The sequence below is a fragment of the Sporomusa sp. GT1 genome, from assembly GCF_014634905.1.
In the GTDB taxonomy this organism is placed as follows: domain Bacteria; phylum Bacillota; class Negativicutes; order Sporomusales; family Sporomusaceae; genus Sporomusa; species Sporomusa sphaeroides.
In genome coordinates, this window is record NZ_BMBX01000010.1 from 103,988 (window position 1) to 118,982 (window position 14,995).

The window sequence follows — 14,995 nt, forward strand, 5'->3', positions numbered from 1 at the left end:
ATTTTCCGGTAGAATAAAAAGACGACTTTTGCGGTTGATACCGCAAAAGTCGTCTTTTATTTTGCCTAAATACGGAAGTGATTGACAGTTTCCTGCAGCTGTTGCGCCAGGGTGGCAAGATTCTGGCTGGCGGAAGCAATTTCCTCTATCGAGGCCGATTGTTCTTCGGTGGCCGCCGATACTGTCTCAGCTTCAACTGAGGCCTTGTTGCTCAGCTCATCTATGGTTTTTACCGATGATACAATCTGCTGATTACCGTTAGCCACAACCTGCATGGCAGAAGAGATTTGCGTCACTTGCCCGGATACCTGCAGCACTAATTCTGCGATTTCCCGGAAGGCCTGGCCAGCCTCATTGACTACTTTGGCTCCCAATCCCACTTCGCGCGTCCCATCGTCCATCGAGGCAACAGCCATAGCCGTATCTTGCTGAATTTCCCCGATAAGGTTGGCAATCTTTTTGGCCGCATCCTGCGATTGTTCAGCCAGTTTGCGGACTTCTTCGGCCACTACCGCAAAGCCGCGGCCTTGTTCACCGGCGCGCGCCGCTTCGATGGCGGCATTCAGCGCCAGCAGATTGGTCTGCCCGGCTATTCCCGATATGGTATCTACAATTTGACCGATTTCTTTTGACCGCTCGCCTAAGTTAGTGACTACCTTGGCCGAATTATTTACGGTCTGCTCAATAAGTGCCATCTGCTCAACAGCCTTGCTGACGGAAATGCCACTAATCTGGGCTTTATCCGCAGCCTGCGATGACTTAGTCACAGTTTGCGCAGCATCGCTGATTGCCGTTTGGATGCTAACCGACATTTTTTCTACCGCAGCAGCCGTTTCTGTTACGGCATTTCGCTGCAGATGAGCCCCTTGGGCAATATCTGCAACCGAGCCGGCCACTTGGTTGGAGGCCTGAGCCGATTCCAGTGAGCTGGCAGTCAATTCTTCCGAAGAAGCTGCCACCTGTTCGGCACTGGTATGTACTTGCAAAATCAATTTATGAAGGTTGGCAAGCATCGTATTGAAGCTTGCCGCCAGGTCGGCAATTTCGTCCCGGCCTTCAACAACGGCCGGTTTCGTAAGATCACCTGCGGCAACCAGGTTGACTTGAGCGGCCAGATTTTCAATGGGTTTGGTTATGCGTTTAGCCACAATAAAGGTAATAATAGTTACAATGATTACACAAACCAGGGCAATTACCGCAAATATCATGGATAACTTAGCCAATGGCTTGAAAACCAGTTCCTGCGGCACACTGATTGCTAAAATCCAGCCTGTTGCCGGTATCCTCTCATGAACCAGGAAAAAGTCTTTCCCTTGATCACGGTAGGTGGTCAAGCCCTGCTCGCGTCCCAGAACTTCTTTGAATACAGCTGTCATATTCTTCAGCTTATCTGTCTCAAGAACGTTTTTTGACATTAGCTCCGGGTCAGGATGGGCCAGCAATACGCCTTTGGCGTCAAGTAAAAACGCAAAGCCTTCCCCGTATAATTTAATATCTTTTACATTATCAACCAGTGTATTCAACAATATATCTTCCGCAATAATACCGCGAACTTGTCCGGCAGAGTTTTTGATCGGCATAGCCACCGATACTGCCATTTGCTTAGTTACCGCATCCAGATACGGTTCGGAGAAAACAAGTTTCCCTTGTGCGGCAGCTGCTTTATACCAGGTACGGGTGCGCGGATCGTAATCAGCCGGAGGAATCCAGCCACTGCCATCCACCATCTTGCCGTCAGTTGTGCCAAAATACATATCGGACAATTCTTTATCCACTGTTTTATACCCGGCTAACATGGGTGCTGTTATCTCGCCGTCACCAATTGCGCTGTGAATGGTACCGGCCGTGATTTCCAGCATTTTAGCTTTGCTTATCAGCCAACCGTCAAAGCTGTTCACGTGTGAGTGGACGTTGGCCTTCAGTTCTTCCTGAATGCCTGCCGTGAGCTGTTCTTTTGTGAATTGGTATCCGGAAAAGGTTGATACTGCTAAAATGCCTATGGTTAGTAACGAAAATAGCAGTGTTAGTTTAGTTTTTAATTTCATTATTTTCCCTCCCCATTTGTCCATAAGCAATTTGTAAAAAAATCAATTACCTATCACCCTCTTCCCCTGATAAACAAAGGCCTTCGCACAATAATTGTCGAAGGCCTCTTTGCCATAGAATGCTGCATAAATTATTCCTCTATGACAATATTCTACATTATTTTGGCATTTTTGTAAAGACAAAGACTCTTGAACTATAGGACTTTAGTACTATAAAAACAGGACATTGCTACTAGGAATTTCTTGACAAGCTAATTTTGGCATGAGACAATAATACAATCTTATAAGCAAAATTTAGAGTATAGGAGTATAGAGTGACAATGAAGGAACAACCTGATATAGACCTGACACCGGAAGAGTTAGAAGAACTGATACGTGATTTGCCGCGTATCCTGCGCGAACTGAATATAGAAGTTGCCGGGGAAGGGCTGGCGTGATGTCAGACCTCAATATAGTCAATCAGACGTTGAAATAGTTCATAGTCATAATTAAAGCTGTAGCGGGATGAAAGCTTTCCCACCACTTCTCTGGCGGCAAATAACAATTCTTTATAAGCCGAACGCAAATTATTCTCGTTAAGGTCACTTGTGCATTTTTGGTAACGCTGATAATTTGCTGCCAATATTTCATCTTCCAGGCATTTGGTTGGATTTACCCAGTGGTCTGTTGTATTTTCTTCCAGACGAATTAATTGTAAATAATACTTCTGCACATACCAAAGGCATTCAAGGGAACGAGCGGTCTCTCCCCTTTTTAAAACATTGATTCCAAATAGGATTGCATTGAAATAGTTATTGATGACAGATTCTATACTTTCCGCAGAATTTCTCTCAATCATACTGTTTTTTAACACACTAAGATGTTGTTTTAATGTATTGTTTTTGTCATACAGACACATCGCGTTTACATCCGGAAAAAAGCCTACAGCAGCAAAGGTTTCGATAATAGGCATGTCTGTTACCGGCAGAAAGTGAAATTCACCTCTGACTAAGTTTTCGAAAATAAATACTTCTGTGCCGAATTCATTAATCAGATGGATATAGAAGGGACATATACCGGCAACCCATGCTTTTGAACTGAAGCTTTTATAACTTTCATCCTCGATAAAAATATAAAATTCAATATCGGAAAAGGCGTCGCCAGAGCCTTGCGTAAAGGAACCATACATCATAATGGCATTCACGCCAGGTGTTTGGCCGCCTAGTTCTTTTACTTTCATAATCAGTTGTTCTTGTAATAGCATATTTTTTCTCTCCTTGTCATTAAGTCACTTATCAAAGAGATAATCTATCTACCACAGCTACACCGCAACACATGACCCTTCATCCTTTCCATTTGTTAGGTTACATTCTCTTTAATAAAATTACTATACCATAAAGCACAATAATAATGTAGGACTTTGCAGCAAAGGCACAAGATGATGGCAGGCCAAATGAGAACATCTTGACAACTCCGGCCAACTGTGCATAATATATACTCAATATAATAAATCGTTTTCTAGGGTTCCGCAGTTCGCTGGTCTGGTCCGAGAGAAAACGCAGTCTAGGGACTGTACCACGGAGGGACAAAAGCCCGGGAGAATAGCCGCATTGGCAGCTATTTCCCGGGCTTTGCTTTTCCTGTTTGTTATTTGGTAATACTAAAGCTGGAGGTAAGGATATGAACAGAACCTGGATATCGGTTTTTATTGCTGCTTTTTTTGAAGTGGGCTGGGTAATCGGACTGAAGCATGCGGAGGGTACATTGGAATGGGGCGGAACGTTAATTGCCATAATCGTTAGCTTTTATCTGATGATTATGGCTGGCCGCGATATTGCCGTGGGAACGGTATATGCTGTTTTTGTCGGACTTGGCACAGCCGGAACCGTATTGGCAGAGATTCTATTATTTGATGCACCTGTCGTACCTGCTAAGCTTGCCCTGATTATACTCCTGTTGAGCGGTGTTATTAGTCTTAAAATGCTGAGCAATCAGCAAGAGAAAGAGGTGATATAATATGGATTGGCTGTTCTTAATACTGGCAGGCATCTTTGAGATGATGGGTGTTGCCATGATTAACAAACTGCACAAAGACCGCAACTGGCAGGCTGTTGCCCTGCTGTTCGCCGGCTTTGGCTTAAGCTTTTTCTTTCTGGCACTTGCGATGAAATCCTTGCCGATGGGAACAGCCTATGCGGTGTGGACAGGTATTGGAGCTTCGGGAGGAGCAATATTGGGAATGCTGGTATATGGTGAACCCAGAAATGTATCGAGAATTATTTCTATTGCCGTTGTGCTTGGCTCTGCTGTCGGCTTGAAGTTGATTGGTTAAAGAGTGCGGGGCGAAAAGCACCCGGTGTGTCATCAATGCCAGTCACAGGATATTGCTTTTGTGAAGGATTTGGAAAGTGAAGCATTCTTGCTTTTTCGCAGGAAGTAAAGTACAATAAGTTTAAATTTGTTTGGAGGTGTGTAAAGATGTGGATCATTGCCGGAATGCAATTGGCAACAGTCAATATGGCTTTCGTCACAGCGTCTGTCTATAGGGATAGGTTTGCCCATGTTAACCAACAGAATTATATAAATCCGGGGACGGCACATCTTTATTACTAACCTTTTTGATATTATAACAGGATTAGTATTGGTAAAAGGCGGTAGTGTCATCTAGCGTCTTTTTTGTGTCCTTTTCCCGATATATGCGGAAGGACGATTTTATGAATACGAAACAATTGCCTGACGGGAATTCTTCCTGGAAGAAGATAGCTTTATTTTTAATCAGCCAAAATATATCCCTTTTTGGCTCCTCTGTAGTTAGTTTCTCCATTATCTGGTATATCACTCTGCAAACCTCATCCGGTAAATGGGTCATGCTTTTTACCCTCTGCGCATTATTGCCGCAGGTGCTGATTTCGCTGTGGGCCGGCGTGTGGGCCGACCGTTATAATCGCAAATATCTCATTATGCTGGCAGACGGCTTCATTGCCCTGGCTACGCTGGGGATGGCCATCGCCTTTTTCGCCGGGTATCAAAGTATGGAACTGCTGCTGGCAGTTTCTCTTATCCGCTCAATCGGTGCCGGGATTCAAATGCCTGCCGCCAGTGCCCTGTATCCGCAGATTGTACCCAGGGAGAAGCTGACTAAGGTGCAGGGCATCAATCAGACACTCAATTCTGTGTTGCTGCTGCTCTCGCCTGCGGTGGGCGGAATCGTGCTCGGGTCTGTAGGGATTTTCTGGGCTTTTCTGATAGATGTGATTACCGCCTCGTTAGCCATTGCGGTTCTTAGCTTTATTCGTATCGAAAAGGTTGCAGCAATTACGGAACCTGCGACTGTTTTCGCTGAATTGCGCCAAGGGATAGACTATGTTATGAGTCACAGACTATTGCGGCGGGTAATCATCTGTTTTGGTGTTTCCTTTTTTCTCTTCACACCGGCGGCAGTATTGACACCTTTATTGGTGGAGCGCAGCTTTGGCGGTGATGTTTGGCGACTGACCGCCAATGAAATGGTTTGGACAATTGGCTCTTTGCTTGGCGGGGTTTTTGTTTCCCTGCGAGGTGAATTTAAGGATAAAATCCGGACTGTTGCCATTTGTCTGGCAGGCTTCGGTGTTACGTTTGCGTTAGTGGGTATTACCAGTAATTTTACTGTATATCTGCTCATTATGGGGATAGCAGGTTTCTTTTTGCCGATAATGTCGACCGCGCAAACGGTGTTAATTCAGGAGAATGTGGAAGCTGCCATGATGGGGCGGGTGTTTTCTCTGATCCAAATTGTCACAGGCAGTGCCATGCCTATGGCCATACTGTTTTTTGGACCACTTGCAGATATTGTGTCCATTGGTTCAATTCTGTGGGTAACGGGTGTGCTACTGATCGCAGTAGGGGTGTTGTATCAGGTTACCAGTAAGCGTGCCGGTCTGAATTAATGTCCGAATGACCTTAACCTTGCCATAGGCATAGTTGAGGTCATTTCTCTATTCGCTTGAATACAGGAGCCCTTCGGAAAAAATATTGCAGTAAGTAGTAATTTACTTCGCTTACATATTATGGTACGATATTTTGTGGATATCATGATAGGAGATGGGAATATGAAAAAAGCTGTGAGTGTATTGGTATTCTTAAGTTGTTTATTTATCATGACGGCAGCATTGGCTGCGCCTGGCGGGGAGGCTAAAGTTTCTCAGAAAAAAGTTGTTATTGTTCCTTTTATCAATTCTACTGAAGAAACCAAAGAGTATATTGGACAAACTATTAATGAAAAATTTAAAGAACAATTCTCCGGTGATAAATACGAGATCACTTCCGATGCTATTGTACAACCTATTCTTGTGGTCAATGGCTATGATGCAACCAATAATGAATTGGCGGACAATGCATTATTGATGAATCTGGCTAAAGAAACAGATGCCGATTATGTTATTGCAATGGAAATTCTTCATTTTATTAATTCAAGGCATGCCAGCTTTTTTTCAACATCTGCCAAGAGCGAAGTAAAACTTCGATATAAAGTATATTCAAAAGCAAATGATAAAGTAACCACGTTCCAAGTAGTAGGCAAAGGCAACAACAAAGTGACGTCCATTGGCGTACCAGGGATTGGTACGGCGATGAAGCGCGGCATTGATGAAGCAATGGACGAGGCTTTTGTTAAAATTGAGAAATTGTAAAAACAGCCTCAACCCCTATTGAGGGTTAGGGCGAGATCGCGCTAAGCGGGGGGAACTATGATGAATAATATACTTGCACAAATCCTTCAGGCCAATAAAAATTTTGTTGCTGCAAATCACTCGAAAAATTATGTAGACTTGTTTCCTGCCCCGGATAAACTGCCTTCACGTCAACTGGCGATCTTCACCTGTATGGATACAAGACTGGTAGAGTTTTTGGAGCCGGCGATGGGGATATCGCGCGGTCAGGCAAAAGTAATAAAAAATGCAGGAAATTCTATAACCGGTCCTTTTGAAGCCACTATCAGAAGCTTAGTAATAAGCATTTTTGAACTCGGGGTAAAAGAGATTGTCGTGATTGGTCACTTGGATTGTGGCCTGGCAGCTACTGATTCGCAGAAACTTATTAAAAAGATGTTAGACAGAGGCATATCGGCAGACGCCATCAAGATGATTCAAAAGGAAATGGAGAGTTGGGTGGATCATTTTCATCATCCCCTGGAAAACGTCGAAGAAGCAGTATTTAAGATTCGCAGCAATCCTCTTATTCCGCAAGACGTACCTGTTCACGGACTGATGTTTAATCCCACTACGGGAGAGCTTAGTGTTGTGGTAGATGGTTACTGTCATACAAAGCCTGAATGCCAGTAGCATTTTTGGCAGGTTTTGATTATTGAACTTTGCCGGGTAGAATGCTATAGTAGGTATAACTAAAGTGATTGGAGTTGAAGAGATGTAATCTTTCTTGCTGTTATATTGCATAATAAAATTACGGGAGCGGAAAATGCTGCCTGTTTTGTTATGCGTATGCAAGAAAGTTACTCATTCTTTTCACTCAGACAATATCCTCGTCATGCCTGTGACCGGGCTTGGCTTTGCTGTATGTATGAGCTGCAAGAATGGACTTTCTTGCAGCTCTATTATTTTTTGCGGGAGGATAATTATGTCTTTAATAAATGTTACCAATCTGACCTTTGGCTATGACGGCAGTTATGATAATATATTCGAAAATGTGAGTTTTCAAATTGATACAGACTGGAAGCTGGGTTTCACCGGAAGAAATGGCCGAGGCAAAACTACTTTTCTGAACTTGCTTACCGGCAAATATGAATACCGCGGTAGCATTTCAACCAAAATCAATTTCGAGTATTTTCCTTTTGGCGTAACCAACCCGGAGGATTACACCCTTGATGTAATTGAGACTGTTTATCCGGACTATCTTCAGTGGCAGGTCATGCGTGAGCTGTCTTTGCTGCAAGTTTCAGAGGCGGTTTTGTATCGTCCGTTTGCCACGCTTTCCCCAGGGGAGCAAACCAAGGTGTTGCTTGCCACTTTGTTCCTTAAGGAAAATAGCTTCCTGCTGATTGATGAACCGACAAACCACCTGGATATGCATGCGAGAAAACTTGTCAGTGACTATCTTAGTACTAAACATGGCTTCATTTTAGTGTCACATGACAGAGCCTTTCTTGACAATTGTATTGATCATATTCTTTCGATCAACAAAACAAATATTGAAATTCAAAAGGGAAACTTTTCGTCCTGGTGGGAAAATAAAAGGCTGCAGGACAATTTTGAGCTTGCAGAGAACGAAAAACTGCGAAAAGATATTACCCGCTTGTCATCTGCCGCAAAACGCACCGCCGGCTGGTCGGATAAGGTGGAAACAACAAAGATTGGCACCAGAAATTCAGGGATAAAACCCGATAAAGGTTATATCGGACACAAGTCTGCCAAGATGATGAAACGCTCTAAAGCAATCGAAGCAAGACAACAAGCCGCTATTGAGGACAAGTCCAGGCTTCTCAAAAATATAGAAAGCTCTGAGCGGCTCAAAATTTCCCAACTGAACTTTCATGCCGACCGTTTTATAGAATTTGGCAATATAACGATCTTTTACGGCGACAAGGCGGCTTGTGAAGGTGTAAGTTTTACCATTGAGCAGGGTGACCGTTTAGCGCTTTGTGGTAAAAACGGCTCAGGCAAATCAAGTCTTATAAAGCTGATTTGCGGAGCTGACCTCACTTATACAGGCACTTTCAGCAAAGCAAGCCAGCTTAAAATATCCTATGTTTCACAGGATACCGCTCAGCTTAGCGGCAGCTTAAGCGATTATGCCGCAGCTAACAATATTGATGAAAGCCTGTTTAAGGCTATTTTGCGAAAACTTGATTTTTCCAGAGTTCAATTTGAAAAAGACATGTCAGATTTTAGTGGCGGGCAAAAGAAAAAAGTGCTGATTGCCAGGAGTCTGTGTGAGAAAGCTCATTTGCACATCTGGGATGAACCCCTTAATTTTATCGATGTTATTTCGCGCATGCAGATAGAAGCATTGCTGCTTGAATATGCCCCAACAATTCTGTTTGTGGAGCATGACACTGCATTTTGCAACAACATTGCAACCAAGACGGTTGAGCTGTAAGCTATTATGCCCAGGCATCGGCAGATGGGTCGGTCATTCCCCGGCTATAGTGCCAGGAAAACATGGTTTAGCTCTATACCACAGGTTGAGCACAAGGGGCCGCCCTAAAAGCTGCATGCTTTCAGGGCGGCCCCTTGATATGTTGGCGGCAGTTGCACTAGTACCTGGCATAACACCATGCCCCAGGCGTCGCCGATATCCCATTGACCAGACCAGCCGGCCCGGTTTTCAAACTGGGAAACCGTGACTGTGTAACGCAAACCGCCGCCTGCGGCTGCCGCTGCCGTTTGCGGCACTATGCTGAAAATAAACGCGATTAAAACAGATACCGTAAGTGTCAAGGCTCTGAATATATTGGTTTGCACGATAGAATGACCTCCTTTTATTTAGTATACCAGCGGCACTCTTACCAAAAAATTAACAAAACCGGAATTTATAGATGAGTAAAGCGCTATTATAACGAATTTTTTTAAGGAAAATAAAGGAATTACAGCCTGTGCTGAAAAATTAAAATATACAATAAATACGCAACAGCGGGGGGAGGAGCCATGGACGAATTGCTGCTTGCCAAAATCATGCCGCCACAGCGCGGCGGCATGCTGGACAGACCGAGAATCGCCGATAAAATTGCCGGAACAGGCGGGTGCCAGGTTGCGTTTTTAACAGCGCCTGCCGGTTATGGTAAGACGGTGGCCATGCTGCAGGCAGCGAAGGCAATGGACCGGAAGCTGGCCTGGTGTCAATTGGACGTATATGATAATGATCCGGTGGTATTTCTGCGTTATCTGGCAGCAAGCCTGGAGCAGGTGCTGGCCGGTTTCGGCGCCCAGGTGCTGCCCTTGCTTGGCGGCGGAGCAGCGGGCCGGCAGCGGCTTTTTGTTACCGCCTTTGTCCGGGAACTGTCACGGCAGGAAACGGTTCCGCTCCTGGTGGCTTTGGATGATTACCATGTGATTGCCAATTCTTTTGTACATCAGTTTGTAGAAGATTTGCTGCTGCATCTGCCGGAGCATATCCAGGTTATGATTGCCAGCCGCACCCTGCCGCCGTTTAATGCCTACCGCTTGCGGGACACAGCCGGACTGTTGACGGTAGGGGCTGAACAGCTGCGGTTTACAGACGAAGAAGTGCAGGCATTTTTGCCGGTCAGGGGTCCCGGCTGCCTGTCGCCGGAGCGGGAAGCTCTGGTTCGCAGGCTCAATGGCTGGCCGGTGGCTGTAACGTTTGCGGCCAATATGTATAAAGAAGGCTCCGAACTCAGCCTGCTGGCAGGAGAAGAGGCCGATTTGCACGGTTATCTGGCAGAGGAAGTGTTGGCCCGGCAGCCGGCAGAACTGGCCGATTTTATGCAAACTATTTCGGTGCTGGATGTCATCACCGCCGAAGCTTGTGACCGGCTGCTGGAGCGGGACGATTCGCACCGGCTGCTGAAGGTGCTGCATAAAAGGGAACTGCTGCTCAGCCGGCTGGAATGCCCGGAGGAAGCATACCGTTACCATCAGCTTTTGCGGGAATTTTTGCTGGAACGGTTAGGGGAGAAGCGTCCGCTCTGGCAGCATAAGGCCGGTAAGCTTGCCCTGCAAAGCGGGGAGCTAAACGCTGCAGTGGAATATTTCCGGGCTGCCGGCGATATGGAAATATTATGTGATACGGTTAGGGAGGCCGGCCTCCGGGCGCTCGGTCAGGGGCTTTGGCATACAGTGTCCCGGTGGCTTGACAGCCTGGACAGACAAAGGCTGCAGAGCGATCCCTGGCTGCGTTATCTCCGGGCGACGGTAGAAGTATATAAAGGGTGTCTGGAGGAAGCGGAAGAGTGGCTGGATGGCCTGGAGACAAGTTTCGCCGCGCAGGGGAATCAGGGCGGGCTGACCGAGAGCCGTTTGCTGCAGGCCCGGATATGGCGCTGCCGCGGACTTTTCAGTCAAAGCCTGGAACTGCTCGAACAGGTCGTTGGCCAGATACCGCCTGAGCAAAGAGCGCAGCGGTTTGATTTGCCGATGGAAAAATCACTGATTTTGCTGGTGCTTGGCCGTCTGCAGGAGGCGGAGGCTGTCTTACAGGAAGCGTTCGCCTCCGCCCGGAGCAGCGGCAACAACTATGTAATGGCCCACCTGCTGGAGGGATTGGGCAATATCTACTATATGCAGGGCGAATATCCGAAAGCACTGCACCAGTACCAGCAAGGAGCCAGCCTGCTGCCGGAACGGGTTTTGCCCGGTTATTACGCACAGGACAGCATTGCGAGCATCTACCAGGACTGGGGAGAACTGGAGAAGGCACTGGAGTATGCCAGGCGTAATATTGCCATTAAGGAAAATCTCGGGCTTGCCGAAGCTTTGCCGTCGGCATACCTGCAACTGGCCGGCTTGCATACCGACCGGCAGGAATGGCAATTGGCCGAACAATGTCATGAAAAAGCAAACCGGCTTTTGCAGGAGCATAACGGCGAACATTTTTTCCGGGCCTTGAATTTGGTTTTTTGGGGGCTGTGCCTGGATTTGCAGGGACGATTGTCAGAGGCGCGTCTCAAAGCGGAAGCGGCGTTAGCCATTGCGGAGCCGCAGGCAGGACTTGCCCTGGCAGTGTGCCGTGCAGTCGGCGCGCCGGTCTTCGTGCAGACCGGGAGTATGGCGAAAGGCAAGGAGATGCTCACCGCCGCGATTGAGGCTCTAACGGAGATAGGTTTTAACAAAGGGCTTGCGCATGCCTGCGCTTTTCAGTCCTGGCTTTTCTCAGTCGAGGGAGAAGCCGCGGAAGCTGAAGCTTATGCTCACAGAGCGCTGGCACTGGCTGCGCGGATTCAATGTCAGCAGCTTTTCCAGACCCATTATGAGATGCTGCAGCCGGTATTGGAAATCGGCTTGATAAGCGGGACGGAAGTCACGTTTGTTCAGCGCATTCTGGTGCGCAAGGGGGAACAGGCTTTGCCGCTGCTTACCCGTCTTGCCGGGCATAGCGATCCGGAAGTCCGTTTGCGGGTCATCGCGCCGCTGGCCGAAATCCGCGGTGATCAGGCGATTGCCCTCATCACAGGCTTAACCGGTGACGCCGCTGCGGCGGTTTCACAGCCGGCGCGTCTGGCGGCCCGGCGCCTGGGTATCCCGGCGGTGCCTGGGGCAAGTTATGCGGAACTGCCTGCCGTTTTGCTGCAGGTCAACATGCTGGGCGGTTTTAAGGTTTTGCTGCAGGGAGCGGAACTGGGGAAAACCGGCTGGCGCACTGCCAAAACGCAGGACCTGTTAGCTTATCTGATTCATAAGGGGGAACCGGTCGACCGGGAGCGGATACAGGAGGATTTATGGCCGGATATGGATGCGGAAAACGCTGCCAACATTTTTCATGTTACGCTGCATCGTCTGCGGAAGCTGCTGAGCAAGGCAGGTTGTCCGGATATTCTTTGTTATAGCGGCAAACGCTACAGCCTGCGGCCGGACAGTGTGTGCCGTGATACGCAGCGGTTTGAGGAACTTGCAGCTACCGGGCTGCGCAAGGAGACTTCCCCGGAAGAACGCGAGGCCTGTCTGGAACAGGCGGTGGCGCTTTACCGGGGGGATTATCTGGCGGCCCTGGATTATTGCTGGCTGCTTCACAGCCGGGAGAAGCTAAAGCGGCTATATGCCGAAATCCGGATGAGCCTGGCACGTCACTACCTGGAGCTGCGCTCGTATGGGCAGGCCATAACCCATTTGCAGATCGTGGCGGAAGAAGATCCTTTTGTGGAAGAAACGCATGCTTTGCTGATGAAGGCGTATGCCGGTCAGGGCAGCCGTATGGCTGCAATCAGGCAATATCAGAAGGCGGAGGCTATTTTGCAGAAAGAGCTCGGTCTCAGGCCATCGACGCAGCTTCATGACCTGTACCGGAATCTGATGCAGTAGCGAACCTTTGATTAGAAGTTGATTAAGGAGTACCGCAGATGAAAGTATTGGCGCTAAAGCTGGATCTAAAGGCAGATGACTATCGTCCCTATCTGCCTTTACTATGCCGGGAAAGGGAAAACAGGATTGGAGATTTGCGTCAGCCGGCAGATAGGCTGCGAAGTGTGTGCGGCGAACTGCTGGTTAGAAAAACAATCGCCGATTTGCTTCATATTGAAAACCAAGAGATTGATTTTTCAACCAATCAGTACGGTAAACCCTATTTGTCTTTTGCACCGGATTTTCATTTTAATATTTCGCATTCCGGTTGCTGGGTAGTCGGCGCCTTTGCTAACGTTCCGGTAGGGATAGATGTGGAGCATGTGCAAAGGACGCTGGACCTTGCTGTGGCGGCGATGGTGCTTTCACCGGAAGAGTTTGTTCATTATCAGCAGCTGGAGCACGAGGCCGCGGTTGACTATTTTTTTCGTATCTGGACATTAAAAGAGAGTTTTGTTAAGGCAGTGGGCAAAGGTTTGAGTATCGAGCCGTCCTCCCTTACGATAAGAAAAGCAGGCGATGCTCTGCTTGAATGCCTGGCAGACGGTCGCCGGAGCAGCGGCAGGTTCCGGGAATATGAACTGGAACCAAATTATCGAACAGCCGTGTGTGCGCTGGGAGAAACTGTTTTACCCCATGCGCCGGAATGTGTTACGATAACTTATTTTGAACAGCTGCTGGTATAGGCTAAAAGTTACATGAACTGACCCCAGTATATGAAAGTTAGTGAGGTGATAAATTGTATGCCAAGATAACGGCATTTTTTATGTCTGGAACAGGAAACTCCTATAAGGTTGCCAAATGGTTTTCCGAATCAATGGAGGGGCTACACACCGGGCTTTATCAGATAAGGGAACAACAGACAACGGTTACTATCGGAGATAATGATTTATTGGTATTCAGCTATCCTACACATGGTTTTACCGCTCCCTGGTTAATGATAAAACATATATTCCGGCTGCCTGAGGGTAATGGTGTCCATGCTGTACTGCTGCCAACGCGGGCAGGTACAAGGATATTAGGATTGTCATTACCTGGAATGGAGGGAACGGCAGGATATCTTATCGCTGGGCTATTGTGGCTGCGGGGGTACAAAGTAAGGGGCGTTGCCGCTATCGACATGCCCTCAAACTGGACAGCCCTGCATTGGGGATTAAGTGATAAAAATGTTAGGGTTATCGTCGATAGAGGAGAGCAAAAAGTAAAAAGGATTGCTCAGACAATTGCATCAGGGCGCTCTTTTTATAATGGCTTTATTCCTTTGGTACTCGGCGTTTTACTGGCCGGTGTTTCTTTCGGCTATTTAATAATTGGTCAGATGCTGTTAGCTAAATTGTTCTTTGCCTCTGACAAGTGCAATGGCTGCAGTTTGTGTAAACAGATTTGTCCCAAGCAATCGATAAAGATGATTGGGAATAAGCCCTATTGGACTTACTCCTGTGACAGCTGCATGGCCTGTATGAATTTCTGCCCCAAAAAGGCAATTCAAGTTAGTCCTTTTACTTTGTTTCTCTATACTTATGTTGGCACAATTCCTGTTCATTTCTGGATTTCCGGTAACCTTGGCTGGAGTTTTATGGGCCAGCTGCCAGAGAGCATTTTGTTCTTGATACAATATGTATATATCCTGAGCAGTATAGCACTGACGTACCGGCTATTGCATCATGTTTTACGGATAAGACCACTGGCGGCGTTATTGTCGGCACTGTCTCATACCAAATATTTTAGACGCTATAAGTCGCCTGGAGTCTCTCTCGGCAATATTCATAGAACAGATTAATCTCTGGCTGGCAGCAGTTGTTCTGATACCGCAACAGCAGGGCTGTGCCTGAGCGATATAGAGACAGTCTGGAGGGGTTGCCTGCCAGGTAAGCAAGTGGGACAGGCTAAAAAGACAGAAGACAGATTTGCCGGCACAAATGGCATAGCAAGTCTGTCTTCTTTAGCTTTTACACACTCAAT

12 protein-coding genes and 1 riboswitch are annotated in these 14,995 nt (G+C 47.1%); of the genes, 9 read left to right on the top strand and 3 right to left on the bottom strand.

All coding sequences use genetic code 11. From position 1 onward, the window contains the following. Positions 1 to 65 precede the first annotated feature (65 nt). Positions 66 to 2,045 (bottom strand): methyl-accepting chemotaxis protein, encoded by a 1,980-nt coding sequence (locus GT1_RS12915; RefSeq protein ID WP_188399095.1) that lies wholly within the window; start codon positions 2,043 to 2,045, stop codon positions 66 to 68. 439 nt (positions 2,046 to 2,484) lie between these two features. Continuing rightward, positions 2,485 to 3,264, bottom strand: coding sequence for a nucleotidyltransferase (locus GT1_RS12920; RefSeq protein WP_188399096.1), 780 nt, complete (start codon positions 3,262 to 3,264; stop codon positions 2,485 to 2,487). Between the two features lie 267 nt (positions 3,265 to 3,531). Then, positions 3,532 to 3,626: riboswitch (guanidine-I (ykkC/yxkD leader) on the top strand. 78 nt (positions 3,627 to 3,704) lie between these two features. On the opposite strand from GT1_RS12920, the gene GT1_RS12925 reads away from it, so the two are divergent. The 6 genes from GT1_RS12925 (at position 3,705) to GT1_RS12950 (ending at position 9,116) form a co-directional block, all read left to right on the top strand. Beyond that, a complete protein-coding gene (locus tag GT1_RS12925; RefSeq protein WP_188399097.1) occupies positions 3,705 to 4,040 on the top strand; it encodes a multidrug efflux SMR transporter in 336 nt (111 codons plus the stop codon). A gap of 1 nt (position 4,041) precedes the next feature. After that, entirely contained in the window at positions 4,042 to 4,356 is a 315-nt protein-coding gene (locus tag GT1_RS12930; RefSeq protein WP_188399098.1) for a multidrug efflux SMR transporter, read from the top strand. A 382-nt stretch (positions 4,357 to 4,738) separates the two neighbouring features. After that, positions 4,739 to 5,953, top strand: coding sequence for an MFS transporter (locus GT1_RS12935; RefSeq protein WP_188399099.1), 1,215 nt, complete (start codon positions 4,739 to 4,741; stop codon positions 5,951 to 5,953). A 162-nt stretch (positions 5,954 to 6,115) separates the two neighbouring features. Next, on the top strand, positions 6,116 to 6,694 hold the full coding sequence (locus GT1_RS12940) for a hypothetical protein (RefSeq protein ID WP_188399100.1): 579 nt from the start codon (positions 6,116 to 6,118) through the stop codon (positions 6,692 to 6,694). A gap of 60 nt (positions 6,695 to 6,754) precedes the next feature. Continuing rightward, entirely contained in the window at positions 6,755 to 7,345 is a 591-nt protein-coding gene (locus tag GT1_RS12945; protein WP_188399137.1) for a carbonic anhydrase, read from the top strand. 292 nt (positions 7,346 to 7,637) lie between these two features. Beyond that, positions 7,638 to 9,116, top strand: coding sequence for an Lsa family ABC-F type ribosomal protection protein (locus tag GT1_RS12950; RefSeq protein ID WP_188399101.1), 1,479 nt, complete (start codon positions 7,638 to 7,640; stop codon positions 9,114 to 9,116). Between the two features lie 104 nt (positions 9,117 to 9,220). On the opposite strand, the gene GT1_RS12955 is transcribed toward GT1_RS12950, so the two are convergent. After that, complete coding sequence (locus tag GT1_RS12955; protein ID WP_188399102.1) at positions 9,221 to 9,481, bottom strand: hypothetical protein; 261 nt, start codon at positions 9,479 to 9,481, stop codon at positions 9,221 to 9,223. Between the two features lie 183 nt (positions 9,482 to 9,664). Between GT1_RS12955 and GT1_RS12960 the strand changes: the two genes are divergently transcribed. The 3 genes from GT1_RS12960 (at position 9,665) to GT1_RS12970 (ending at position 14,813) form a co-directional block, all read left to right on the top strand. Then, on the top strand, positions 9,665 to 12,994 hold the full coding sequence (locus GT1_RS12960; RefSeq protein WP_188399103.1) for a BTAD domain-containing putative transcriptional regulator: 3,330 nt from the start codon (positions 9,665 to 9,667) through the stop codon (positions 12,992 to 12,994). 38 nt (positions 12,995 to 13,032) lie between these two features. Then, complete coding sequence (locus GT1_RS12965; protein ID WP_188399104.1) at positions 13,033 to 13,719, top strand: 4'-phosphopantetheinyl transferase superfamily protein; 687 nt, start codon at positions 13,033 to 13,035, stop codon at positions 13,717 to 13,719. Between the two features lie 80 nt (positions 13,720 to 13,799). After that, positions 13,800 to 14,813 carry an EFR1 family ferrodoxin gene (locus GT1_RS12970; protein WP_223226243.1) on the top strand — a complete coding sequence of 338 codons (1,014 nt, stop codon included), beginning with the start codon at positions 13,800 to 13,802 and terminating at the stop codon, positions 14,811 to 14,813. Positions 14,814 to 14,995: the final 182 nt, after the last annotated feature.